Here is a 24432-nt window from a genome sequence, read left to right as displayed (position 1 = left end):
GCTGCCCGGCGCGGAGGAGGGCGGCCTCTCCCGCGCGCGCCGAAACGCGCGCGGGCGCCTCAGAAGGCGGCGGTCAGCGACACCACGACGGTGCTGCCGGCGATCGTGCCGGTACCGTCCTGCCCCTTGCTGAAGCTGGGCTGGAGATACGCCGCCTCGCGATCGGAGATGTCGGTGTCGATATAGGCGACGCCGAGCGTCAGCGGCGTCGTCGGGATCGCGTAATCCGCGCCGAGCATCCAGTCGACATACTCACCCGTCGGCGCGACGCTGGTGGCGAACGGCCCGAGCCCGCTGTTGCCCTTCGACGCGCCGATATGCGCCTTGGCGGTCAGCCCGGTGTTGGGGATCGCCGCGGCGACGTCGCCCCACACGTAGAGGTTGTCGTTCTTGTCGCCGGGGCGGTCGTACACGCCGTTCGCCGCCGAGGTGCCGTTGAGGTACCAGTTGCCGAGTGCCTCCTGCTTCGGCGCATAGGCCACGCCGGCGGTCAGCGAGGCCGGGCCGAGCGTCCCCGACAGCTTGGCATAGGGCTCGATGAAGTCGGTGTTGTCGAAGCCGCCCGGATACATGTACCAGGTCGCGCCGACGTCCAGCGTGCCGCCGCCGACCGGGAACTTGTAGCCCGCGATCAGGTCGAGCTCCATGTTGGCGCCGCCGAACGTGCCCCAGCCCGCCAGGTTCGAGCCCCAGGTGCCGATGTAGACGCCGCTCTCGTGCGCGATGGTGAAGCCGCCCTGCACCGCGAGATTCTCGTCGGACTGCGACACGCCGCGGAAGCGATAGTCGCTGACGAGGCCGACCGAGCCGGAGACGGTGATCGGCTTCGGCGGGGCGGTGTCCTGCGCGGCGGCGGGCACGGCGAGGCCGGCTGCGACCAGCGCGGCGGCGAGACGAAGATGGTAGTTCATGGAACCTCCTTTGTTACAGAGGCTCCTCCTGCTCGTGACCCGGGCTCGCTCTCCCCCGTGCCGCGGAAGAGGCGTCGGGAGGGCAGCCGCTAAGCCACCCTCCCGAGGTATTGGGACTATGTTGCCGGTCTATTGCCAAACTGTATCAAAACATGTGGGCGCGCCTGCTCAGGGGCGATGCTCACCGAGTGTGGCGATCCTGCCACGCGCGCCGGTGATCTCGACGGTCGCGCCCGTCGCGCGGCGCCGCTGGAACCAGTCGCGCAGCATCTCCGCGCTGGTGTGATCGACCGCGTCGAGTCGCGAGGCGTCGATGCGCACGTTGGTGCCCGCGGGCACGCGGTCGAGCGTCTCGGACAGCTTGGGCAGCGTCACGAAGGTGGCGGTGCCGTCCAGCGTGATCGCGTGCGCCTCGCCGTCGCTCGCCTCGAACACCTTGAGCCGCAGGCGGCGCAGATGCGGCACCAGCTCCAGCATGGTCAGGCCGATGCCGACCAGCACGCCGGTCAGCAGGTCGGTGGTCACCACCGTCACCAGCGTCGCCGCCCAGATCAGCACCGGCAGCGCGCCATAGTCGCGGAACAGGTGGGTGGCGTGCTTGACGCTCACCAGCCGCACCCCGGTCACCACGAGCACCGCGCCGAGCGCCGCCATCGGGATGGCGGTGAGCACGAACGGCAGCGCCGCGACGAAGCCGAGGATCCACACGCCGTGGAGCATCGACGACAGCCGCGTCGCCGCCTGCGCCTGGACGTTGGCCGAGCTGCGCACGATCACGCCGGTCATCGGCAGCGCGCCGGCGAGCCCGCACAGCAGGTTGCCGACGCCCTGCGCGCGCAGCTCCTTGTTATAGTCGGTGCGGACGCCGTCGTGCATCTTGTCGACCGCGGCGGCGGAGAGCAGCGTCTCGGCCGAGGCGATGAAGGCGATGGCGAGCGCCGCGGCGAGGATCGAGGGGTTGAGCCAGGTCGCCAGCGCCGAGCCGCTCGGCGGCGCGATCGCGCCGACGATCGAGGCGGGCACCTGCACGCGCGCGACGTCGAGCCCGAGCGTCAGCGACAGCAAAGTGCCGACCACGACGCCGACCAGCGCGCCCGGCAGCAGCCGCAGCGCCCCGGGGCGGAACTTCTCCCAGCCGAGCATCGCCAGGATCGTCGCGACGCCGATCGTAAAGGCGAACTCGGTCGCCTGGAGGTTGCTCGACAGGCCGAAGAGCCGGCCCGGCGCGGCGGCGAGGTTCTGCAGGCCGCTCGGCAGCGGGCGATGGTCGAACAGCACGTGGAACTGGCCGACGACGATCAGCACGCCGATGCCCGCGAGCATGCCGTGCACCACCGCCGGCGAGATGGCCTTGAACCAGCCGCCGAGGCGGAACACGCCCGCGACGAACTGGACGAGCCCGGCGAGGATGAGGATCGGGCCGAGCGCGCCGATGCCCTGGTCGCGCACGAGCTCGTAGACGATCACGGCCAGGCCGGCGGCGGGGCCGCTGACCTGGAGCGGCGAGCCGGCGATGGCGCCGACGATGATGCCGCCGATGATGCCGGTGATCAGCCCCTTCTCCGCGGGCACGCCCGAGGCGATCGCGATCCCCATGCACAAAGGCATGGCGACGAGGAACACGACGATCGAGGCGGTGAGGTCGCGTCCGAGGAAGCGGACCGACGGCACCGAGACGCCGGGGCGCGCGGCGGCGGCGGCGGCGGGCGAGGCGAGGCTGGCCATCACGCCGCGTCCGCCCGCGGGAGAAGGGCGGGGGGGAAACGGGCGGGGGCCGGGGCGCGCGCCACCACCCCTCGACTGAACACGCGTCCGCTGGCGTCGTCCATGGCGGCAACCTCCCGGTGAGTAATCGTCCAGGCGATAGCGCCGCGCGGTGTCCGGTGTTCGACCGCGGCGTGTCGTTGTGTTGCTTGTCCGGGGCGGTGCGGATGGCCGGGCGTCGAACCGAGACACGGTCAGGACGAGAGTCGTCGGGCGCTCACCGCCGCGGCAGCACGATCTCCGCGCGCAGTCCGCCCTCCGCGCGGTTGGACAGCGCGAGCGTCCCCCCCTCGGCGGCGACCGCGAGCTGAACGATCGACAGCCCCAGCCCGAACCCGACCGTGTCCCGCCCGCGCGCGAGGTCGAGCCGGACGAACGGCTCGAGCACGCGGGTGAGCTGGTCGTCGGGGATGCCCGGCCCGTCGTCCTCGACACGGATCGTCAGCGCGGCGTCCCCCGGCAGCAGCGTCAGCCGCGCGCGCGTGCCATAGTGGAGCGCGTTCTCGACCAAATTGACCAGCGCGCGCTTGAAGCCGAGCCGTCGCACGTTCCACTCGCAGTGGTCCGGCCCATCGTACTCGGCGTCGGCGCCGCGGTCCTGCGCGTCGTCGATCACGGTGGCGCACATCACCGCCAGGTCGACCGCGCTCGCCGGCTCGGGCTCGGCCTCGCCGCCGAGGAAGGCGAGCAGCGAGGTGATCATCGCCTCCATCTCCGCGACGTCGTGCGCGATCGCCTCGCGCGCCTCGACCTGGGGCAGCGACTCGGTGCGCAGGTGGAGCCGCGCCAGCGGCGTGCGCAGGTCGTGCCCGACCGCGGCGAGAGCCTGGGTGCGTCCCGCGATCAGCGCCTGGATGCGGTCCTGCATGCGGTTGAAGGCGCCGATCACGCGGCGCACCTCGCCCGGCCCGTCCTCCTCCACCGGCACGACCTCGCCGTGGCCGACCCGCTCGGCCGCGGCGGCGAGCCGGCGCAGCGGCAGCAGCACGCGGCGCAGCAGGATCCCGCCCAGCACCATCAGCGCGATCGCGGGCACCATCGCCAGCGCGATCCGCTCGAAGGCGAGGTTGATCGTCGCCACCGGCTCGACCGTGCGGAAATACAGCCAGCTGCCGTCGTCGAGCCGGAGCCCGCCGGTCACCACCGAGCGTCGCCCCGGGGTCTGCACGCGCAGCCGCAGGTCGGTCGCGGCGAGCGAGGGCTCCCACTCGATCACCTGGCGCTGCATCTCGTCGAGCGCGGGCGCGATCGGTGGCGGGGCGGGCAGCGCCTCGCTCCAGCGCAGCGCGTAGCGATCGGTGGTGAGCTCGGACGCCATGCGCTCGCGCTGCGCGGCGGGGCGCTCGGCGAGCAGTCGGCGGCTGATGACGAGATGCTCGGCGAGCCGGTTGGCCTCGTCGTCGCGCACCGCGAAGCGGCTCGCGCGCTCGTAGAGGAGCGTGCTCGCCCCGAACTCGATCACCAGCGTGAGCAGCAGGATCGCCACCACCTGGCCGAGCAGGCCGAGCGCGGGTCGGCGCAGCGAGCGCATCCGCGCGCGCGTCAGCCGCGCTCGACCGGGGCGTTGAGCATGTAGCCGACGCCGCGGACCGTCACGATCGGCGCGGGCGCGCCGGCGCTGCCCAGCTTGCGGCGCAGTCGGCTGATCAGCACGTCGATCGAGCGGTCCGAACTGTCGCCCAGCCGGGTGCGGCTGAGCTCGATCAGCCGCTCGCGCGCGATCACGCGCTGTGCATGGTCGGCGAGCACGACGAGCAGGTCGAACTCGGCCCCGGTGAGGTCGACGATCGCGCCGCTGGGCGAGCTGAGCTCGCGCCGCGGCAGGTTGATCGTCCAGCCGTCGAAGGTCAGCATGCCCTGGTCGCCCGCGCCGGCGCGGCGGTCGAGCGCGGGGCGGCGCAGCACCGCGCGCACCCGCGCCACCAGCTCGCGCGTGCCGAACGGCTTGGCGATATAGTCGTCGGCCCCGAGTTCGAGCCCGACGACCCGGTCGGTCTCGGAGGCGCGCGCCGACATGAAGATGATCGGCACGTCGCTCTTCTGGCGCAGCGAGCGGCACAGGTCGATCCCGCTGGTGCCGGGCAGCATGATGTCGAGCAGCACCAGGTCGACCGGCCCCGAATCGAGCGCCAGCCACATCTCGGGCGCGGCGGAGGCGGGACGGACCGCGAAGCCGTTCTCCTGCAGCGCACGCGCGGTGAGCATGCGGAGCGAGGGATCGTCCTCGACGAGCAGGATCGTTGGAGCGGTCATGCCCGCGGGACCTAAGGTCCGGGCTGATGCGGGTCAATTCGCACGTGCGGCGGAAAAATGCGCCGCCGTGTAAAAAGCTGTTGCCGGGCCCCGGGGGCGCTGCTAGTGGCCGCGCCTCACCCAGCCGGTCCGTGCGAACGGTCGGCTCAGGCGCCAGAGCGGGCGTAGCTCAGGGGTAGAGCACAACCTTGCCAAGGTTGGGGTCGAGGGTTCGAATCCCTTCGCCCGCTCCAGTCGGCGTCGCCGACGCGCCATGCCGCCGCGACGTTCCGGGCGGCGCCAAGCCTTCACAGCACGATCGGCGGTCCGCGTCGCTCCATGCCGTAGGAGCGCAGCAGTGCGGCGTCCTTCTCCTGCGAATAGCCGCCCGGCGTGAAGCCGAGCTGTTCCCAGGCGTTGAAGAAAGCCTCCATCTTGCCCGCGGGCGCGTAGCTCAGCAGCAACCGCCCCGTCCCTGCGCCGACGAACGCCCAGGCATGCGGCACCCCGCGTGGACCCAGGATACAGTCGCCCGCGCCGAGCGGGTACCGTCGATCGCCGACCTGGACGATATAGTCGCCTGCCAGGACGTAGAACAATTCATCCTCGCCGTGATGGACGTGAAGCGGCGGCCCGCCGCGGCGCTGATTGGCCTGCTCGACGACGAACAGCGCGCCCCCGGTCTCCCGGGTCACCGCCTTGTAGGTGGTGGCGCTCACACCGATCCGATGCGGCCGACCGTCGTGGTCGCTGCCCGCCCGCACCATCCCGGCCGTCGCCGGCGTCGCGGCGCCTGCTGGCTCGCCGAGCGACGTACTGCCGACCAGCGTGGCCAGCGGAAGCCCCAGCATCGTCCGGCGTTCCATACGTCTTCCCTCCCGCTTGTGGTCGAGGATGCGAAGGTGCTGGCCCGACTCGTCGCCGACATCGGCAGCCTGAGCGTATCATGGCGCCGGTCGTCGCCGGTCGCGCTTTGATTTACAGTCCGAGCGGGCGTCCGGCCACGGCGCGGAGAGGTGAATGATCGGCCCGTGCCGGCGCGAATTGACGTCATCTGCGCGCCACGACACACCGGCGCGCGATGCCGACACGCCTCTTCAAGCCCCTGCTCTCCGGCGCACATTTCCGCGAGCGGCTGATCGCGTGCGCCGGCGCCGCGATCGGCATCGCGCTGACCGCGCTGCTCGGCGCACTGCTGGAGGGGGGCACCGCGCTGCCGCTGATCGTCGCGCCGCTCGGCGCCTCCGCGGTACTGGTCTTCGCGGTGCCGGCGAGCCCGCTGGCGCAGCCCTGGCCGGTGATCGGCGGCAACACGCTCTCCGCGCTGGTCGGCGTGGCGGTGTACCGGCTCGTCCCCGGCACCGCGCTCGCCGCGGGCGTGGCGGCGGGCGGCGCGATCCTGGTCATGTCGCTGGCGCGCTGCCTCCACCCGCCCGGCGGCGCCGCGGCGCTCACCGCGGTGATCGGCGGGCCCGCGGTCCATGCCGCGGGCTTCGGCTTCGCGCTGCTGCCCGTCGCGCTCAACTCGCTGACGCTGGTCGGCGCGGGTCTGCTGTTCCACCGCGTCGCCGCGCGCTCCTATCCGCATCGCCCCGCCGCCCCGGTGGCGGCGGGGCTCCACGCCGCCGACATCGACGCCGCGCTCGCCGACCTGCACGACACCTTCGACATCGCCCCCGCCGACCTCGACGCGCTGCTCACCCGCGCCGAGTGGCACGCGGCGCGGCGGCGCACCGCACCGTCGCCGCGCCGGTAGCGCCGCCGCCCGCGGCGATGGACAGCGGGCGCGCGACGCGGCACGCCGGTCGGCATGACGAGCGAGGCGAACATCCGAGTCGGCATCGGCGGCTGGACCTACGAGCCGTGGCGCGGCACCTTCTACCCGGAGAAATGGCCGCACAAGCGTGAGCTGGAATATGCCAGCCGCCACGTCACCGCGATCGAGGTGAACGGCACCTTCTACTCCTCGTTCAAGCCCGCCACCTTCGCGACGTGGCGCGACGGCGCGCCCGACGGCTTCGTCTTCGCGCTGAAGGCCTCGCGCTACTGCGTCACGCGCAAGGTGCTCGCCGAGGCGGGCGAGTCGGTGCAGCGCTTCGTCGGCCAGGGGATCACCGAGCTGGGCGACAAGCTCGGCCCGATCCTGTGGCAGATGGCGGCGACGCGGAAGTTCGACGCGGACGACCTGCGCGCCTTCCTCGCGCTGCTGCCGGCGAGGCAGGACGGCGTGGCGCTGCGCCACGCGATCCAGGTGCGCCACGAGTCGTTCGCGGCGCCCGAGTTCGTCGCGCTGTGCCGCGCCGCCGGGGTGGCGATCGTCCACGGCGACTCGGCCGGCTATCCCGCGCTCGCCGACGTCTCGGGGGACTTCGTCTACGCCCGGCTGGAGGACGCGCGCGAGGCGGAGGCGACCGGCTATGCGCCCGCGGCGCTGGATCGCTGGGCGACGGTGGCACGCGACTGGGCCGCGGGGAAGAGCCCCGCGGGGCTCCCCTATGTCGCGGCGCCCGCGCCGCTGCGCCCGCGCGACACGTTCGTGTTCATGATCAACGGCGCCAAGGTGCGCGCACCGCACGCCGCGATGGCGCTGCTCGCGCGGCTGGGTTGGACGCCGGCGTAGCGCGAATGTTGCGAATGTTGAGTCGATAGGCGCTCCCGCCCGCGCGGCGTGCCGCGCCCGCATGGTGTCCGGCGCGCGCGAGCGTCGAGCCGCGCGCGCGCGGGGCGAGGACGATGGTCGAGGCGACCCACGCGCGACGGTGCCGGGCATTCGGACGCTGCCTCCGCTCCACACGAACCCCATCGTGCTCCGGCGGACGCCGGAGCCCAGGGCCGCGAGGACGAGGCCCGTGGCGCCGGGCGACCGCGGTCGCAGGAGCACGCGTCAGTTCAGATGACAGGACTCGGACGCTAGCCCCGCGCCTGCCACGTAGGACAGCCGCCCGCTCACCCCAGCCGGTCGCGCAGGTCGAGCAGCGCCAAGGCCGCCCTGGCCGCGGCGCCGCCCTTGTCGAGCTGCGCCGGGTCGGCGCGCGCGATCGCCTGCGCCTCGTCCTCGGTGGTGAGCACGCCGTTGCCGATCGCGACGCCGTCCATCGTGAGCGCCATGATGCCGCGCGCGCTCTCGTTGGCGACGATCTCGAAATGATAGGTCTCGCCGCGGATCACCACGCCGAGCGCGACGAAGGCGTCCCACCGCCCGCGCTCGGACGCCATGGCGATCGCGCCGGGCAGCTCGAGCGCGCCGGGCACGGTGAGCACCTCGCAGCTATGCCCCGCCGCCTCGATGGCGCCGCGCGCGCCCGCCACCAGCAGGTCGTTGAGATGGTCGTAGAAGCGCGCCTCGACGATCAGGATATGCGCCATGCTGGTCTCCGTTGCTGTGGTCGTGTGTCGGTGTCGGTTAATCAGGTGTGGGTGCCGACCCTGCGCCCTCTTCCCGTCATCCCCGCGCAGGCGGGGATCCAGACGCGCGGTTCTCGCGGCTCTGGTCCCGCGCCACGCCAGGGACGTGCCATCGCGCCGCAACGCTGGCGCCGCTCGCTACCACGCTCGTCGGCGTGTCTGGATCCCTGCCTTCGCAGGGATGACGTACGGTGGTGACGCGGCCATGATCGATCGCGCGGCGAGGCTGAAGCCGAGGGCGTGGCTGGCCACTCCGTCCCTCGCTCACGCCTGGCAGGTCGCGCCCGGCCCACGCCCTGCCCCGCCTCAATCGATCTCGCGCTCGCCGACGATCGACAGGCCGTAGCCGTCCAGCCCCACCAGCGTGTGGTGCGTGTTGGTCAGCAGCACCATGTCGTGGACGCCCAGCTCGGCCAGGATCATCGCGCCGACGCCATAGTCGCGCAGCTCCTCCATATCGACCGTCACCGCCTCGCCGGCCTTCATCCGCACCGCGGTGGTGAAGGCGTCGGCGCGCTGGCGGTTGATCACCACGATCACGCCCGCGCCCGCCGCCGCGATGATCTCCATCGAGCGCGACAGCAGGTGGCTGCGCTGCCCGTCCTCGCCGAACATGTCGGCGAAGGGCGAGAGCGCGTGCATCCGCACCAGCGTCGGCTTGCCGGGGTCGACGCGGCCCTTGACCAGCGCGATCTGCTCGGTGCCGGTGGCCTTGTTGCGATAGGCGCGCACCGTCCAGTCGCCGCCCCAGCGGCTGGTGAAGGGTGCCTCGCTGACCAGCTCGACGAGATGGTCGTGGCGGCGGCGATAGGCGATCAGGTCGCGGATCGTGCCGACCTTGAGGTGGTGGAACTGCGCGAAGGTGACGAGATCGTCCAGCCGCGCCATCGTGCCGTCCTCGTTCATGATCTCGCAGATCACGCCCGAGGGGTTGAGCCCGGCGAGCCGCGCGACGTCGACCGCCGCCTCGGTGTGGCCGGCGCGCACCAGCACGCCGCCGTCGCGCGCCACCAGCGGGAAGACGTGGCCGGGTGTGACGATGTCGTCGCGCGCCTTGGTCGAGTCGATCGCCACCGCGATCGTGCGCGCGCGATCGGCCGCGGAGATGCCGGTGGTGACGCCCTCCCTCGCCTCGATCGAGACGGTGAAGGCGGTCTCGTGGCGAGTGCCGTTGTTGCGGCTCATCAGGTCGAGACCGAGCTGCTCGACGCGGCCCTTGGTGAGCGCGAGGCAGATCAGCCCGCGGCCGTACTTGGCCATGAAGTTGATCTTCTCGGGCGTCGCCATCTGCGCGGGGATGACGAGGTCGCCCTCGTTCTCGCGGTCCTCGTCGTCGACCAGGATGAACATCCGGCCGTTGCGCGCCTCGTCGATCAGCTCCTCGGGCGAGGAGAGATAGCCGTGGCGCAGCCGCGCCAGCGCCGCGGGCTCAGCGACCACGATAATGCTCCATCCGCTGGAGATAACGCGCGAGCACGTCGATCTCGATGTTGACCTGCTGGCCCTCGGCGAGCGCGCCCAGCGTGGTGACCGCCTGGGTGTGCGGGATCAGGTTGACGGTGAAGCGCGTGCCGTCCGCGGCATCCTCCACCGCGTTGACGGTGAGCGACACGCCGTCGACCGTCACCGATCCCTTGGGCGCGAGGAACGGGGCCAGCTCGCCCGGCACGCGGAAGGCGATGCGGCGCGAGTCACCGTCGGCGGTGATCGTCTCGACCGTCGCCACGCCGTCGACATGGCCGGTGACGATGTGGCCGCCGAGCTCGTCGCCCAGCCTCATCGCGCGCTCCAGGTTGAGGAGGCGCCCCTCGGCCCATTGCGCCGGCGCGGTGCGGCTGAGCGTCTCGTGCGAGACGTCGACCGCGAACCAGCCCCCCGCGCCGGACTCGTGCGGCGCCTTGTCGACGACGGTGAGGCACACGCCCGAGCAGGCGATCGACGCGCCCAGCTCGATCGCGGCGACGTCATAGGCGGTGTCGATCACCGCGCGGGTGTCGCCGCGCTGCGCGATCTGGCGGATGGTGCCGATGTCGGAGACGATGCCGGTGAACATGATGACCTCTCAGCCGCGCTCGTAGACTTCGAGCCGATCGCTGCCAAGCTGGCGCGAGTCGGTCAGCCGCCAGCGCGCGTGCGCGGCGCCGAGGTCGGCGAGGCCGATGTCGGGCAGCGTCCGCCCGCCGCCGATCAGGATCGGCGCGCGGTAGAGCAGCAGGCGGTCGACCAGGTCCTCGCGCAGGAAGGCCGCGGCGGTGCGCGCGCCGCCCTCGACCAGCAGGTGGTCGGCGGGCAGGGTGGTGATCTGGGCGGGGGAGGTGATCCGATGCGGGTCACCCTCACCCTTCCCACCCGGCTGCGCCGGGCGGGGCCCTTCCCCCTCACTCTGGGAGAGGGAGGGAGGGGCGTCGGCGCCGGAAGGGTGAGGGTGATCGGTGACCACGTCCCCCGACGACAGCACCACCCGCAGCGGCGCCCTCGCCTCCAGCCCCGGCAGCCGCACGTCGAGCCGCGGCCGGTCCGCCTCCCAGGTGCCGCGACCGACGAGGATCGCCTCGTGGCGCGCGCGCTCGAGATGCGCGTGCGCGCGCGCCTCCGGTCCCGTGATCCACTGGCTGCGCCCGTCCGCCATCGCCGCAGCGCCGTCGAGCGACAGCGCCAGCTTGAGCGTGACGTGCGGCCGCCCCTGCGCGCGCCGCGTCAGGAAGCCCGCCATCGCGCGTCGCGCCGCCTCGGCCGCCACGCCGACCTCGACCGCGATCCCGGCGGCGCGCAGCCGCGCGAGGCCGGCCCCGTCGGTGCGCGGGTCGGGGTCGCCGAGCGCCACCACCGCGCGCGCGATCCCCGCCGCGACGAGCCGGTCGGCGCAGGCGGGGCCGCGCGGGCTGGCGTGCGCGCAGGGCTCGAGCGTGACATAGGCGGTGGCACCGCGCGCGCGCTCGCCCGCCCGGTCGAGCGCCATCGCCTCGGCGTGCGGGCGGCCGCCGGGCTGGGTCCAGCCGCGGCCGACGACATGGCCGTCGCGAACGAGGACGCAGCCGACGTTCGGGTTGGGGAAGGTGCGCGCGCGGGTCCGCTCGGACAGCGCGAGCGCGGCGGCCATCCAGCGGGGGTCGTCGGGGAGATTTCGAGGTGACATGGGCGGCACGCGATCAGCGACGGGAACTGTCGTTCGGCCCCGCGTCGCCTATTCCGCGACCACCACGGCGAACGCCGGGGTCCAGGTGGGAAACGATAAAGGGACTCACGACAGCCTTCCCACCTGGGCCCCGGCGTTCGCCGGGGCGGTGACACCCTCGCTGCACCATCCGCATGGGGCATTCAGCCGGCACGGCATGCGCCCAGCTCAGATCCCCATCGCGTTGAGCTTGTCGTCGAGCCGCTTGAAGCCCTGGCGCAGCTTCTCCTCGCGCGCGCGCTGCTCGCGCTCGGCGATCTCGCGCTTGGCCTGGTCGATCTTCTGCTGCGCGATGATCTGCGCGTCGGTGCGATCCAGCTTCCACTGCTCGAAGTAGATGATGTTGGGCTTATACTCTTTCTCGAAGTGCGAATCGTGGAAGAACGCCCAGACCAGGAAGCCGGTGATCGCCACCGACAGCGCCAGGAACCCCCATTCGTACCGGTCGCGCGTGTGAAAGAAGAAGCGGAGGTCGCGCGCGGCGCGCAGCGGCGACAGTCGGGCGAAGAACTGCATCACGCCGATATAGGGCCTCAGCCGCCGCGGTTCGAGTCCGCCGCGGCATCGAGCCGCGCCAGCGCGCGGTCACGCCCGATCAGCGGCAGCAGCGCGGCCATGTCGGGCCCGTGGTCGCGCCCGGTCAGCGCGCGGCGCAGCGGCAGGAACAGGGCCTTGCCCTTGCGCCCGCTCTCTTCCTTGAGCCGCGCGGTGAGCGCGTGCCACGGGTCGCCCGCCCAGTCGATCGCGCGCGCCGCCGCCGCGGCCTGGGCGAGATAGGCCGAGTCCTCGGCCGCGGCGGCCGGGCCGATCGGTCCCTCGATCACGCCCCACCAGTCCGCCGCCTCGGCGACGGTGGCGAGGTTGGGGCGCACCGCCTCCCACGCCGCCGCGTCCATCCCCGTGGGCAGCCGCTCGGCCACCGCGGCGAACGGCAGCTGGTGGACGATCCGCGCGCTCACCTGCGCCAGCTCGGCCTCGTCGAAGCGCGCGGGGGCGCGGCCGAAGTGCGCGAAGTCGAGCGACTCGATCAGCGGCGCCGGGTCGGCGAGCGGCTCGACCGGCTGGCTGGTGCCGATCCGCGCCAGCAGCGACAGCACCGCCGCCGGCTCGATCCCACTCTCGCGGAAATGGTCGACCCCGAGCGAGCCGAGCCGCTTCGACAATTTGCCCTCGCTCCCGGTCAGCAGCGCGGCGTGCGCGAAGGCGGGCGCGGGCGCGCCCATCGCCTCGAACATCTGCAGCTGGAGCGCGGTGTTCGAGACGTGGTCCTCGCCGCGCACGACATGCGTGACGCCGAGATCGGCGTCGTCGATCGCCGAGGGCAGCATGTACAGCCACGAGCCGTCGGCGCGGCGCACGACGGGGTCGCTCATCGTCGCGGGGTCGAAGCGCTGCGGCCCGCGCACCAGGTCGTCCCACGCGATCGGCGAGTCATGGTCGAGCCTGAAGCGCCAGTGCGGGCGCACGCCGTCGCGCTCCAGCGTCGCGCGCTCGGCGTCGCTCAGGCGCAGCGCGGCGCGGTCGTAGACCGGCGGCAGGCCGCGGCCGAGCAGCACCTTGCGCCTGAGGTCCAGCTCCTGCGCGCTCTCATAGGCCGGGTAGATCCGCCCCGCCGCGACCAGCGCGTCGAAGCGCGCCTGGTAGAGCGCGAACCGCTCCGACTGGCGCACCTCGGCGTCGGCCACCAGCCCGAGCCAGGCGAGGTCGGCGCGGATCGAGTCGACGTAGCGCTCCTCGCTCCGCTCGGCGTCGGTGTCGTCGATGCGCAGCAGGAAGCGCCCGCCGTCGCGTCGCGCCAGCATCCAGCCGTGCAGCGCGGTGCGGATGTTGCCGACGTGGAGGCGGCCGGTCGGCGAGGGCGCGAAACGCGTGACGACGGGGGAGGGAGCGGCGCTGGTCATGGCCCGCCCGCGCTTACGCGCCGCCCCTTCCCCTCGCCAGCCCCCCAGCCTAGAGCGGCGGGCGCGAAAGGGTGTTCTCGATGAAATTGATGACCGGCAACTCCAACCTGCCGCTGGCGCGCGCGATCTCGAGCTACCTCGAGGTGCCGCTGACCGAGGCGCTGGTGCGTCGCTTCGCCGACGAGGAGATCTTCGTCGAGATCATGGAGAATGTCCGCGGCGAGGACGTGTTCGTCGTCCAGTCGACCAGCTACCCGGTCAACGACAATCTCATGGAGCTGCTGATCATGATCGACGCGCTGAAGCGCGCGTCGGCCAAGCGGATCACCGCCGTGCTCCCCTATTTCGGCTACGCGCGGCAGGACCGCAAGCCCGGCCCGCGCACCCCCATATCGGCCAAGCTGGTCGCCAACCTGCTGACCACCGCGGGCGCCGACCGCGTGCTGTCGGTCGACCTGCACGCCGGGCAGATCCAGGGCTTCTTCGACATCCCCACCGACAATCTCTTCGCCGCGCCGGTGATGTCGCAGGACATTCGCGCGCGCTTCGGCGAGAAGAACCTGATGGTGGTCTCGCCCGACGTCGGCGGCGTGGTGCGCGCGCGCGCGCTGTCGAAGCGGCTCGACAACGCCCCGCTCGCGATCGTCGACAAGCGCCGCGAGCGCGCGGGCGAGTCCGAGGTGATGAACATCATCGGCGACGTCGAGGGGCGCTTCTGCGTGCTGATCGACGACATCGTCGACTCCGCCGGCACGCTCTGCAACGCCGCCGCGGCGCTGCGCGAGGCGGGGGCGGAGGGCGTGGTCGCCTATGTCAGCCACGGCGTGCTCTCGGGCGGCGCGGTGGCGCGCGTCGAGGGCTCGGCGCTGCACGAGCTGGTGATCACCGACTCGATCGGCAACCACGAGGCGATCGGCGAGGCGGCCAAGATCCGCCACCTCACGATCGCGCCGCTGCTCGCCGAGGCGATCCGCCGCATCGCCGACGAGTCGAGCGTCAGCAGCCTGTTCGACTGAGGCGAGATAGATGCTCCCGCGCGCGCGGGAGCACCGCTGATGCCGGGCGCCTCGCGCCCGTGGGTCAGCTCACTCCCAGCCGCCGCTCCATCTCCTCGAGCGGCACGCCCTTGGTCTCGGGGAAGTACAGGGTCACGACCACGAGCTGCAGCAGCATCATCGCCGCGAAGACGTAGAAGGGCAGGCTCACCGACAGCGCCGCCACGGTCGGGAAGGCGGCGGCGATGATCGCGTCCAGCCCCCAGTGCGCCGAGGCGCCGACCGCGCTGCCGCGCCCGCGCACCGCGGTGGGGAAGACCTCGCTGATATAGACCCAGATCACCGCGCCCGTGCTCGGCGCGAAGAAGGCGATGAAGCCGATCAGCGCGGGCAACACGATCCAGCCCGGCAGCGACCCGCCCAGCGCCAGCCCCGCCACGGTGAGGCACGCCGCCATACCGGCCGAGCCGACCATCAGCAGCGTCTTGCGCCCGAGCCGGTCGATCAGCAGCATGCCGACCGCGGTGAAGATGCCGTTGACGACGCCGATGATGATCGCCTGCACGTCGGCCGAGAGCGCACCGCCGGCCGCCGCGAAGATGTCGTTGAGATAATAGAGCAGGGCGTTGATGCCCGAGAGCTGGTTGAAGCCCGCCACCAGCAGCGCCAGCGTGATCGGCTTGCGGTGGCGCCGCCACGACAGTCGCTCGCCGCTCGGCTGGGCGGCGAAGCCGGCGTGGATCGCGGCCAGCTCGGTCTCGGCCTGCTCCTCGCCCATGCCGACGCGCGCGAGCGCGTCGCGTGCCTCGGCGGCGCGGCCCTTGGCCATCAGCCAGCGCGGCGAGTGCGGGATGCGCAGCAGCAGCAGCAGGAAGACGATCGCGGGCGCGGCCGAGACGCCGAACTTCCAGCGCCAGTCGTCCGCGCCCAGCGCGAGCGCGGCGATGATCGCGTTGGAGACATAGGCCAGCAGGATGCCGAGGATGATGTTGAACTGGAACGCCGCGACCAGCCCGCCGCGGCGCGCCGGCGGCGCGATCTCGGAGATATAGACCGGCGCCAGCACCGACGAGCCGCCCACCGCCAGCCCGGCGATCACGCGGAAGAAGACGAGCGACTCCCAGCTCCACGCCAGCCCGCAGCCGATCCCGCCCGCGACATAGAAGAGCGCGAGCACGCGCAGCGTGTCGCGGCTGCCGAAGCGGTCGCCCGGGATGCCCGCGAACAGCGCGCCGACCAGCGTGCCCCACAGCGCCGAGGAGACGGTGACGCCGAGCCAGAAGCTGTCGAGCCCGTACTCGCGCGTCAGCGACACGGTGGTACCCGAGATCACCGCGGTGTCGAAGCCGAACAGCAGCCCCGCCAGCGCGGCGGTGATGATGCAGGCGAGCAGCCCGGCGTTGAGCGGCGGCGCGCTGCCGCCGGTGTGGTCCGGGCCCATCGCCGTCACCGCCATACGTCCTGTCCTTCCATCACGTCGCGAACCCGCTCAGCAGGCTGGCGACATTGGCACCCAGCGCGTCCACCGCATAGCCGCCTTCCATCACGATCGCGCATGGCAGCCCGGTGGCGGCGATATCGCCCGCCAGCACCGCGTAATCGGCGGTGGTGAGGCGGAAGTGGCTGATCGTGTCGCGCTCCCAGGTGTCTGCCCCGAAGCTGAGCACGAGGAAGTCGGCGCCGAACGCCGCGATCGCGTCGAGCGCGCGCGCCTGCGCGGCGCGGAACGCGGCCAGCGCGGTGCCGCGCGGCAGCGGCAGGTTGAGCGTCGCGCCCTCTCCCTCGCCCGTGCCGCGCTCGTCGGCATGGCCCCAGTAGAAGGGATAGTCGCTCGCCGGGTCGGCGTGGACCGAGGCGTAGAAAACGTCGCCGCGCGCGTAGAAGATGTCCTGCGTGCCGTTGCCGTGATGATAGTCGATGTCGAGCACCGCGACCCGCGCGCGGCCCGCGGCGCGCGCCGCCTGCGCGGCCACCGCGGCGACGTTGACGTGGCAATAGCCGCCGCAATAGTCGCGGCCGGCGTGATGGCCGGGCGGGCGGCACAGCGCGAAGGCGACCCGCGCGCCATCGAGCACCGCGTGCGTGGCGGCGAGCGCGGTCTGCGCGCTCCAGTACGCGGCGTCCCAGGTATGGTCGGTGATCGGGGTGGTCGCGTCGAAGGCGTGCGCGCCGAGCAGCGCGTCGATGCGCGACAGCGCCAGCGGGCGACGGCCGACGATCGGGAAGGCGTAGGGGATGGCGTCGCCGGGCCGGCCCGCGGCGCGCCACAGCGCGGGCGCGTCGCGGAGGAAGTCGAGGTAGCGCGCGTCGTGCACCGCGGCGATCGGCGCGCGGCCGCGGTCCGGCGGCGGCTCCGCCCCACCGATGGCGGCGAGGATCATCGCGGCGCGCTGCGGCACCTCGGCATAAGCGGTGAAAGCGCCGTTGTGCAGCTCCAGCGCGGGCGCGTGCAGCGCCTGTCGCGGCGCGTAGAAGCGCCTCATCGCGGGCGTTCGTGGCTGACGGTCAATCGGACTCTCGCGCGACCTTCGGACGAGCTCCACGCCGTGCCGCCGGTACCGCGTCCGCGTCAAGTCGGTGGGAGGAATGTCCCAGATCCGATCCACTTCCGTTACGATCTCGTTTGACGGCGGCAGGGCGCTCGACGAGATTCCGCCGCGGCCCGCGGGGGCGGGCCGAAACGGGGGGTTCACATCATGATCTATATGTACGCCGCGGCCGCGGCGCTGTTGCTCGTGGGCGGCGCCGCCGGCGCGCAGACCGTCGCCGCGCCAGTGCAGCCGGAAGCCGTCGCGCCGATCGCCGCGCCGGTGACCGGGCAGGCGGTGCTGCGCACCGGCACCGAGGTGCCGCTCAAGCTCACCGAGGAGCTCACCACCAAGGGGAAGAAGCTCAAGATCGGCCAGCGCGTCCATCTCGAGACCGCCGAGCCGCTGCTGGTGCAGGGCACCACCGTCGTCCCGGCGGGCACGCCCGCGATGGGCGAGCTCACCGAGGTGCGCAACAAGGGCATGTGGGGCAAGTCGGGCCATTTCGCGGCGCGGCTGCTCTATCTCACCGTCAACGGCCGCCAGGTGCGGCTGTCGGGCGGCTTCGACGACAAGGGCACCGCCGGGGGCATCGGCGCCACCGCGGTGTCGGCGCTGGTGTTCCTGCCCGCGGGCTTCTTCATGACCGGCACCAGCGCGCATCTCGCGATCGGCACGCCGGTGAAGGGCTTCGTCGACGAGGACGTGCCGCTCGCCTTCGCCGCGGCGGGGCCCGCGCCGCTCGCGGTCACGCCGGCTGCCGCCACGCCGATCGTCGCCGCCGCGGCGGCCGCGCCGGTCGCCGCCGCGGTGCCCGTCGCCGCGGTCATGCCCGCCAAGTGAGTCGCGCCCGCGCCGCCTGGCTCATCCGGGCGGCGCGGGATACCGCCGCGCTTCCCCGCGGCCGCGACGCGGCCTAAGGGACGCGCCATGGACCAGCCGACCAGCGCCACCTCGCTCGCCGCGGCGCGCGCGCACCCGGAGACGGGCGCGGCGGCGTTCGTCGCGCTCGTGGTCGCCAACAGCGCGCTGGCCTTCGGGCCGCTCTTCGTCCGGCTCGCCGACGTCGGCCCCGTCGCCGCCGCCTTCTGGCGCATGGCGCTCGCGCTGCCGCTGCTCGGCGGCGCCGCGCTCATCGCCTCGCGGCGCGCGCGGGGGGCCGCCGCGCCCGGTCGCGCACCGGCGCGGCGCTGGTGGCTGCTCGCGCTCGCCGGGCTCGCCTTCGCCGCCGACCTCGGCACCTGGCATGCCGGGATCCTGCAGACCACGATGGCCAATGCCACGCTGCTCGGCAATTCGGCGACCTTCCTGTTCCCGCTGTGGGGCTTCCTGGTGGCGCGGGCGTGGCCGACGCGGTGGCAGGGCCTGGCGCTGCTGCTCGCCGCCGCGGGCGCGGCGCTGCTGATGGGGCGCTCGTACCAGCTCGACCCGCGCCAGCTCGGCGGCGACCTGCTGTGCGTCTGCGCCGGGGTGCTCTACGCGCTCTACTTCATCCTGATGTCGGACGTGCGCCGCGCGATGGCGCCGCTGCCCGCGCTGGCGCTGTCCTCGGCGGCGTCGCTGCTGCCGCTGCTGGTGTTCGCGCTCGTGCTGGGCGAGCGGATCGTGCCGGGGAACTGGACCCCGCTGCTGGGCGTCGCACTGGTGAGCCAGGTGATCGGCCAGGGCTGCATGATCTACGCGCTGGGACGCGCCGCGCCGCTGGTGATCGGGCTGGCGCTGCTGATCCAGCCGATGGTCGCCGCGGCGGTGGGCTGGGCCTGGTTCGGCGAGACGCTGGCCGGGCCCGACCTGGTCGGCGTGGCGATGATCGCGGCGGCGCTGGTGCTGGTGCGGCGCGAGCGCGAGGGTCGCGAACCGGCGGAGACGCTGCCGGCGGGCAACCCGGTGACGGAGGAAGCGTGATGAGTGACGACGCCGCGGCGACCGCGCCGCAGGACCTGACGCTCGACGAGGTGCGCGCGCTGCTCGCCCCCGCGATCGCCGCCAACGCCGCCTTCGACGGTTGGGGCGACGCCGCGCGCGACCTGGCCGCCGAGAGCCACGACGTCGACGCCGACGTCGCGCGGCTCGCCTTCGCCGACGGGCCGGTGGCGATGATCGACGCCTGGTTCGACCAGGTCGACGCCGCGATGGCGCGCGCGCTGCCGCCCGAGCGGCTCGGCGCGATGAAGGTGCGCGAGCGGGTGACCGCGCTGGTCGAGGCGCGGCTGGCGGTGCTCGCCCCCGAGCGCGAGGCGCTGCGGCGCGCGCGCGCGGTGCTGGCGCTGCCGCAGAACGTCGCGCGCGCGGCGCGACTCGGCTGGCGCAGCGTCGACCGGATGTGGCGGCTCGCGGGCGACCGGGCGACCGACTACAACCATTATACCAAGCGCGCGATGCTGCTGGCGGTCTATGCCGCCACCACCACGGTCTTCCTCGACGACGAGAGCGAGGCACATGGCGACACCAGCGCCTTCCTGGCGCGACGGATCGACGGCATCATGCGCTTCGAGAAGGGCAAGGCCGCGTTCCAGCAGCGCGCCCGGCACCGCCCGAGTCTGAGCCGCTTCGTCGGCCGGCTGCGCTACCCGGTGGTCTGACCCGGCGCGGCGATAGGCGACGGTGCTTATTGATAATCAGTTGCATGCGCCCTATACCGATGCGGTGACCTCGCCCCGCTCTCCTTCCCGCGCCCGCCACGAGGCTGATTCGCTGACGCTCGAGACGCTGCCGCGCCGCCGCGCGGCGACGGTGGGCGCGATCGAGTGGGCGCGACTCGCCTCGCCCGAGGCGCGCCGCCTGCGCGAGCTCGGCTTCGACGAGGGCGTCGCGGTGGAGGTGCTGCACCGCGCGCGGCTCGGCGGGGGGCCGATCGCCTGCCGCATCGGCCGGATGACGGTGGCGCTGCGCCGCGCCGTGGCGCGCGCGATCAGCGTCTCGCCCGATCCGATGCCGGCGGAATGACCCGCCGCTCCTGATGGAACTCCCGCCGCTGGTCGCGATGGTCGGCAACCCCAATGCCGGCAAGAGCGCGCTGTTCAACGCGCTGACCGGCGCGCGGCAGAAGGTCGGCAACTATCCCGGCGTCACCGTCGAGCGCCACTCGGGCCGGCTCGCGCTCGACGACGGCCGGCCGGTGGAGCTGGTCGACCTGCCCGGCGCCTACAGCCTCGACCCGGCCTCGCCCGACGAGCGCGTGACCCGCGACGTCGTCACCGGTGCGCAGGCGGGCGAGCGGCTGCCCGACGCGCTGCTGGTGGTGGTCGACGCCTCCAACCTCGACAATCACCTGCGCTTCGCGATGCAGCTGATCGCGCTGGGGCTGCCGGTGGTGGTCGCGCTCAACATGGTCGACCTCGCCGAGCGCGACGGGCTGGTGCTCGATCCCGCGGTGCTCGAGCGCGAGCTCGGCGTGCCCGTGGTGCCGACCGTGGCGGTGCGCCGCCGCGGCATCGACGCGCTGCGCGGCCAGCTCACCGCGCTGGTCGGCGGCTCGCCCGCGGCGGCGGGGCTGCGCCGGCTGCGCGCCTCGGACGGCAGCGTCGATGACGACATCGTCACGCTCCAGCGGCGCGCGCGCGTGATCGCCACCGCGGCGACGGTGAGCGAGACGCCGGTGCGACGCTGGAATCACATGCTCGACTCGGTCGCGCTCCATCCGTTCTTCGGCCCGGTGCTGCTGGTCGCTTTGCTGTTCGTGATGTTCCAGGCGGTGTTCAGCTGGTCGGAGGCGCCGATCGGCTGGATCGAGGGGGCGTTCGCCGCGCTGGAGGCGTGGCTCAAGGGCGCGCTGCCCGACGGCTTCCTGCGCTCGCTGCTGACCGACGGCGTGATCGCGGGGGTGGGGGCGGTGGTGGTGTTCCTGCCGCAGATCCTGATCCTGTTCCTCTTCATCCTGGTGCTCGAGGCGAGCGGCTACATGGTCCGCGCCGCCTTCCTGATGGACCGGGTGATGGCGCAGGTGGGCCTCTCCGGGCGCGCCTTCATCCCCCTGCTCTCCAGCTTCGCCTGCGCGGTGCCCGGGATCATGGCCACCCGCACGATCGAGGACGAGAAGGACCGGCTCACCACCATCCTGATCGCGCCGCTGATGACCTGTTCGGCGCGGCTGCCGGTCTACACGATCATCATCGGCGCCTTCATCCCCGCGCGTCAGGTCCTGCCCTTCGTCGGGCTGCAGGGGCTGGTGCTGTTCGCGCTCTACCTGCTCGGGATCGTCGGCGCGTTCGTCGCCGCGCTGCTGCTGCGGCGGACGGTGACCAAGGGCGAGTCGTCGGGCTTCATGATGGAGATGCCCAAATACCAGATGCCGCGGCTGCGCGACGTCGGGCTGGGGCTGTGGAGCCGCACCGAGATCTTCCTCAAGCGCGCCGGCACCACGATCGCGCTCACCACGGTGGTGCTGTGGGCGCTGCTCAGCTACCCCCAGGCGCCGGCCGGGCAGAAGCAGGTCGACTATTCGATCGCCGGGCGCATCGCGAGCGGGCTGGAAGTGATCGTCCGCCCGATCGGCTTCAATCACGACATCGCGCTGGCGCTGATCCCGACGATGGCGGCGCGCGAGATCGCGGTCGCGGCGATCGGCACCGCTTATGCGATCGACGACGTCGAGGATGCCTCCGGCGAGAAGGGGCTGGTCGACCAGCTGCGCGGGCGCTGGTCGCTGCCCACCGCATTGGCCTTCCTGATGTGGTTCGTGTTCGCGCCGCAGTGCATCTCGACGATCGCGGTGACGCGGCGCGAGACCAACGGCTGGCGCTGGCCGCTGTTCATGATCGGCTATCTCTTCGCCGCCGCCTATGTGATGGCGGGGATCACTTATTGGCTGGCGGTGGCGGCGGGGCTGTGACTATCTAGCCCATCGGTCGTTGACCCGCCGCGCGCGGGGACGCCGCGGGACGCCGGCGTCGGCCGGCAATCATGAGCATGCGCCGGCACCCCCGGCGGGCAGAGGATTCGATGGCAGGCAGCGTCAACAAGGTCATTCTCGTCGGCAATCTCGGGCGCGACCCCGAATCGCGCTCGTTCCAGAACGGCGGCAAGGTGGTGAACCTCCGCATCGCCACGTCCGAATCGTGGAAGGATCGCAACACCGGCGAGCGCAAGGAGAAGACCGAGTGGCACTCGGTGGCGATCTTCAACGAGGGGCTCGCCAACGTCGCCGAGCGGTTCCTGCGCAAGGGCAGCAAGGTCTATATCGAGGGCCAGTTGCAGACGCGTAAGTGGCAGGATCAGCAGGGCAACGACAAATATTCTACCGAGGTGGTGCTCCAGGGCTTCAACTCGGTGCTGACGATGCTCGACGGCCCGCAGGGCGGCGGTGGTGGCGGCGGCGGCCGCGACGACTTCGGCGGCGGTGACGACTTCGGCGGCGGCGGCGGCGGCGGCGCGCGCGGTGGCGGCTCGCGCGGCGCCGGCGCGGGCGGCGCCGGCGGCAGTCCGGGCGGCGGCGGCGGTGGCAGCCGCGGCGGCGGCTTCGGCGGCGGCTTCGCGGACGACCTCGACGACGACGTGCCGTTCTAGGCGCCGGGCCCATGGGCGAGCGCAGCGCCGACGCGGGTCAGACCGGCGTCGTCCACCCCGCACCGGCCGCGGCGGTCGGCGCGCGCGGGTGGCAGATCGACGAGGCGCGGCGGCGCGCCACGATCGACTCGCTCAATCTCGCCTCGCTGCGCCGCTCCGCCGCGCTGCGCCAGATCACCGACTTCGCCGCGCAGCTCTGCGCCGCTCCCGTCGCGCTGATCACGCTGGTCGAGGAGACCGACCAGGCGTTCCTCGCCGCCACCGGCACCGCGATGGAGGGCACCAGGCGGACCGATTCGTTCTGCTCGCACGCGATGTGGGAGGAGGACGTCACCGTCTTCCCCGACGTGGCGGCGGACGAGCGCTTCATCGGCAACGCGCTGCTGCGTGACCCCGGGGTCCGCTTCTACGCCGGCGCGCCGCTGGTGGCGGACGACGGCGTACCGCTCGGTGCCTTGTGCGTGCTCGACATGGCCCCGCGCCCCGAGGGGCTCACGACGCTCCAGCGCGACGGGCTGCGCGTGCTCGCCAGCAACGTGATGGCGCGGCTGCGCGGCTCGCGCGACGACGCCGCGTGGCGCGAGGCGGCGGGCGAGGCGCGCCGTGCCGCCGCGGAGAGCGAGACCCGCTTCCGCACGCTGGCGGACACGATGCCCCAGATGGTGTGGTCGACGCTGCCCGACGGCTACCACGATTATTACAACGCGCGCTGGTACGAGTTCACCGGCATGCCCGAGGGATCGACCGACGGCGAGGCGTGGAACGGCGTGTTCCACCCCGACGATCAGGCGCGCGCCTGGGCGGTGTGGCACCACTCGCTCGAGAGCGGCGAAGCCTATCAGATCGAGTATCGGCTGCGCCACGCCGACGGGACCTACCGCTGGGTGCTCGGCCGCGCGCTGCCGATCCGCGACCGTCACGGCGCGATCACGCGCTGGTTCGGCACCTGCACCGACATCCACGAGCAGAAGCTCGCCCTCGAGGAACGCGAGGTGGTCAGCCAGGAGCTGAGCCATCGCATCAAGAACATCTTCTCGGTGATCTCGGGGCTGATCCACTTCGCCGCGCGGGCGCATCCCGAGCTGGCCACGGTGGCCAACGACCTGCGTCAGCGCATCATCGCGCTGGGTCGCGCGCACGATTTCGTTCGCCCGCACAGCGCGGAGTCGCGCCCGCAGCTGGCGCAGAACAGCCTCCACGGCCTGCTCGCCGAGCTGTTCGCGCCCTATCAGCGCGCCGTGGGCGAGCGGATCGCGGTCACGGGCGACGACGTCGCGATCGACGACCGCGCCGCCACGCCGCTGGCGCTGCTGTTCCACGAGCTCGCCACCAACGCGAGCAAATATGGCGCGCTATCGGTCGAGCGCGGTCGGGTCGACCTCGCGGTGGCGCGCGGCGCCGGGACGGTGCGGCTCGAGTGGCGCGAGCGCGACGGCCCCCACCTCGACTCGCCCCCGCCGGGCGGCGGCTTCGGCAGCCAGCTGATCGAGCTGAGCGCGGTGCGCCAGCTCGGCGGCGCGGTGGCCCGCAGCTGGCACCATGACGGGCTGGAGCTGGTGGTGACGGTGCCGCTGCCGGCCTTCAGCCGCGCCGCGGCCACCTGACGAAGTCGGCGGGCGACGCCGCGTCGGCCGGCGCCATCTCCGCCGCGGTCAGCGCCGCGCTGAGGATCGCCTCGTCGTTGAACGGCTTGCGAATATAGCCGAGCGCGCTGCCGGGGTCGGTGATCTGGCCTGGGTTGGCGGTGACGAAGACGACCTTCACGCCGTGCTCGCGCGCGATCCGCTCGGCGATGACGGGGCCAGTCGCACCGTCGCGGAGGTTGACGTCGACGAAGGCGAACTGACAACCGGGGGCGGCGCGATAGGCGCTCTCGGCGTCCGCCGCGATCGCCGCCACGATGAACCCGGCGTCCTCGAGGATCCGCTCCAGGTCGAGCGCGACGAAGATCTCGTCTTCCACGATGAGCGCGGTCTTGGCCATGATCTCGGGTCGATTATTCCCTCGGGTTGGCTC

Annotated in this window: 24 protein-coding genes and 1 tRNA gene; 11 read left to right on the top strand and 14 right to left on the bottom strand. The window is 72.7% G+C overall.

The annotated features are described in order from the left end of the window. Positions 1-59 precede the first annotated feature (59 nt). The 4 genes from KZ813_RS14165 to KZ813_RS14150 all read right to left on the bottom strand — a co-directional run bounded on the left by KZ813_RS14165 (position 60) and on the right by KZ813_RS14150 (position 4928). Complete coding sequence (locus KZ813_RS14165; RefSeq protein ID WP_219755635.1) at positions 60-911, bottom strand: TorF family putative porin; 852 nt, start codon at positions 909-911, stop codon at positions 60-62. Positions 912-1079: 168 nt separating this feature from the next. Continuing rightward, the gene (locus tag KZ813_RS14160) at positions 1080-2636 is read right to left on the bottom strand and encodes a SulP family inorganic anion transporter (protein WP_219755634.1); all 1557 of its coding nucleotides are present in this window, start codon (positions 2634-2636) and stop codon (positions 1080-1082) included. 256 nt (positions 2637-2892) lie between these two features. Further along, positions 2893-4206 carry an ATP-binding protein gene (locus KZ813_RS14155; RefSeq protein WP_219755633.1) on the bottom strand — a complete coding sequence of 438 codons (1314 nt, stop codon included), beginning with the start codon at positions 4204-4206 and terminating at the stop codon, positions 2893-2895. Positions 4207-4217: 11 nt separating this feature from the next. Then, a complete protein-coding gene (locus tag KZ813_RS14150) occupies positions 4218-4928 on the bottom strand; it encodes a response regulator transcription factor (protein WP_132908299.1) in 711 nt (236 codons plus the stop codon). A 158-nt stretch (positions 4929-5086) separates the two neighbouring features. Between KZ813_RS14150 and KZ813_RS14145 the strand changes: the two genes are divergently transcribed. Next, positions 5087-5161 (top strand) — tRNA-Gly (locus KZ813_RS14145). A gap of 54 nt (positions 5162-5215) precedes the next feature. On the opposite strand, the gene KZ813_RS14140 is transcribed toward KZ813_RS14145, so the two are convergent. Next, complete coding sequence (locus KZ813_RS14140; protein ID WP_258046800.1) at positions 5216-5758, bottom strand: cupin domain-containing protein; 543 nt, start codon at positions 5756-5758, stop codon at positions 5216-5218. Between the two features lie 230 nt (positions 5759-5988). Between KZ813_RS14140 and KZ813_RS14135 the strand changes: the two genes are divergently transcribed. Continuing rightward, complete coding sequence (locus tag KZ813_RS14135; protein WP_219755631.1) at positions 5989-6663, top strand: HPP family protein; 675 nt, start codon at positions 5989-5991, stop codon at positions 6661-6663. 54 nt (positions 6664-6717) lie between these two features. Then, positions 6718-7527, top strand: coding sequence for a DUF72 domain-containing protein (locus tag KZ813_RS14130; protein ID WP_219755630.1), 810 nt, complete (start codon positions 6718-6720; stop codon positions 7525-7527). Between the two features lie 326 nt (positions 7528-7853). On the opposite strand, the gene ribH is transcribed toward KZ813_RS14130, so the two are convergent. The 6 genes from ribH to KZ813_RS14100 form a co-directional block, all read right to left on the bottom strand. Next, the gene (ribH, locus tag KZ813_RS14125) at positions 7854-8273 is read right to left on the bottom strand and encodes a 6,7-dimethyl-8-ribityllumazine synthase (RefSeq protein ID WP_219755629.1); all 420 of its coding nucleotides are present in this window, start codon (positions 8271-8273) and stop codon (positions 7854-7856) included. Positions 8274-8618: 345 nt separating this feature from the next. Beyond that, the gene (gene ribB, locus KZ813_RS14120; RefSeq protein ID WP_219755628.1) at positions 8619-9752 is read right to left on the bottom strand and encodes a 3,4-dihydroxy-2-butanone-4-phosphate synthase; all 1134 of its coding nucleotides are present in this window, start codon (positions 9750-9752) and stop codon (positions 8619-8621) included. Continuing rightward, a complete protein-coding gene (locus tag KZ813_RS14115; RefSeq protein WP_219755627.1) occupies positions 9742-10365 on the bottom strand; it encodes a riboflavin synthase in 624 nt (207 codons plus the stop codon). Before KZ813_RS14115 ends, ribB begins: the two co-directional genes overlap by 11 nt. A gap of 9 nt (positions 10366-10374) precedes the next feature. Continuing rightward, positions 10375-11412 (bottom strand): bifunctional diaminohydroxyphosphoribosylaminopyrimidine deaminase/5-amino-6-(5-phosphoribosylamino)uracil reductase RibD, encoded by a 1038-nt coding sequence (gene ribD / locus KZ813_RS14110; protein WP_219755626.1) that lies wholly within the window; start codon positions 11410-11412, stop codon positions 10375-10377. A gap of 243 nt (positions 11413-11655) precedes the next feature. Then, positions 11656-12003, bottom strand: coding sequence for a hypothetical protein (locus KZ813_RS14105; RefSeq protein WP_219755625.1), 348 nt, complete (start codon positions 12001-12003; stop codon positions 11656-11658). Between the two features lie 17 nt (positions 12004-12020). Beyond that, entirely contained in the window at positions 12021-13388 is a 1368-nt protein-coding gene (locus KZ813_RS14100) for a glutamate--tRNA ligase (protein WP_219755624.1), read from the bottom strand. 80 nt (positions 13389-13468) lie between these two features. Here KZ813_RS14100 and KZ813_RS14095 point away from each other — a divergent pair, with 80 nt between their 5' ends. Next, complete coding sequence (locus KZ813_RS14095) at positions 13469-14404, top strand: ribose-phosphate pyrophosphokinase (RefSeq protein ID WP_219755623.1); 936 nt, start codon at positions 13469-13471, stop codon at positions 14402-14404. Positions 14405-14468: 64 nt separating this feature from the next. Here the strand turns inward: KZ813_RS14095 and KZ813_RS14090 are convergent, their stop codons facing one another. Both KZ813_RS14090 and KZ813_RS14085 read right to left on the bottom strand, forming a co-directional pair. After that, the gene (locus KZ813_RS14090) at positions 14469-15824 is read right to left on the bottom strand and encodes a sugar porter family MFS transporter (protein ID WP_219755622.1); all 1356 of its coding nucleotides are present in this window, start codon (positions 15822-15824) and stop codon (positions 14469-14471) included. Between the two features lie 31 nt (positions 15825-15855). Further along, positions 15856-16866 (bottom strand): histone deacetylase family protein, encoded by a 1011-nt coding sequence (locus KZ813_RS14085; protein WP_219755621.1) that lies wholly within the window; start codon positions 16864-16866, stop codon positions 15856-15858. A 213-nt stretch (positions 16867-17079) separates the two neighbouring features. On the opposite strand from KZ813_RS14085, the gene KZ813_RS14080 reads away from it, so the two are divergent. The 7 genes from KZ813_RS14080 to KZ813_RS14050 all read left to right on the top strand — a co-directional run bounded on the left by KZ813_RS14080 (position 17080) and on the right by KZ813_RS14050 (position 24020). Continuing rightward, the gene (locus KZ813_RS14080; RefSeq protein ID WP_219755620.1) at positions 17080-17754 is read left to right on the top strand and encodes a hypothetical protein; all 675 of its coding nucleotides are present in this window, start codon (positions 17080-17082) and stop codon (positions 17752-17754) included. 87 nt (positions 17755-17841) lie between these two features. Next, positions 17842-18816, top strand: coding sequence for a DMT family transporter (locus KZ813_RS14075; protein WP_219755619.1), 975 nt, complete (start codon positions 17842-17844; stop codon positions 18814-18816). Beyond that, positions 18816-19493, top strand: coding sequence for a COQ9 family protein (locus tag KZ813_RS14070; protein WP_219755618.1), 678 nt, complete (start codon positions 18816-18818; stop codon positions 19491-19493). The genes KZ813_RS14075 and KZ813_RS14070 overlap by 1 nt, the downstream gene beginning before the upstream one ends. A gap of 64 nt (positions 19494-19557) precedes the next feature. Further along, a complete protein-coding gene (locus KZ813_RS14065) occupies positions 19558-19857 on the top strand; it encodes a FeoA family protein (RefSeq protein ID WP_308461898.1) in 300 nt (99 codons plus the stop codon). Positions 19858-19870: 13 nt separating this feature from the next. Further along, positions 19871-21742 (top strand): ferrous iron transporter B, encoded by a 1872-nt coding sequence (gene feoB / locus KZ813_RS14060; protein ID WP_219755617.1) that lies wholly within the window; start codon positions 19871-19873, stop codon positions 21740-21742. 110 nt (positions 21743-21852) lie between these two features. Beyond that, a complete protein-coding gene (gene ssb / locus KZ813_RS14055; protein WP_219755616.1) occupies positions 21853-22416 on the top strand; it encodes a single-stranded DNA-binding protein in 564 nt (187 codons plus the stop codon). Positions 22417-22427: 11 nt separating this feature from the next. Continuing rightward, a complete protein-coding gene (locus KZ813_RS14050; RefSeq protein ID WP_219755615.1) occupies positions 22428-24020 on the top strand; it encodes a sensor histidine kinase in 1593 nt (530 codons plus the stop codon). Here KZ813_RS14050 and KZ813_RS14045 read toward each other — a convergent pair. Beyond that, positions 23998-24399 carry a response regulator gene (locus KZ813_RS14045; protein ID WP_219755614.1) on the bottom strand — a complete coding sequence of 134 codons (402 nt, stop codon included), beginning with the start codon at positions 24397-24399 and terminating at the stop codon, positions 23998-24000. The genes KZ813_RS14050 and KZ813_RS14045 overlap by 23 nt on opposite strands. Between the last annotated feature and the right edge of the window lie 33 nt (positions 24400-24432).

This window comes from Sphingomonas folli, from assembly GCF_019429525.1.
GTDB classification, from domain to species: domain Bacteria; phylum Pseudomonadota; class Alphaproteobacteria; order Sphingomonadales; family Sphingomonadaceae; genus Sphingomonas; species Sphingomonas folii.
Note: the sequence above shows the minus strand (reverse complement) of the source record. Positions and strands in the feature narration are given on the sequence as shown.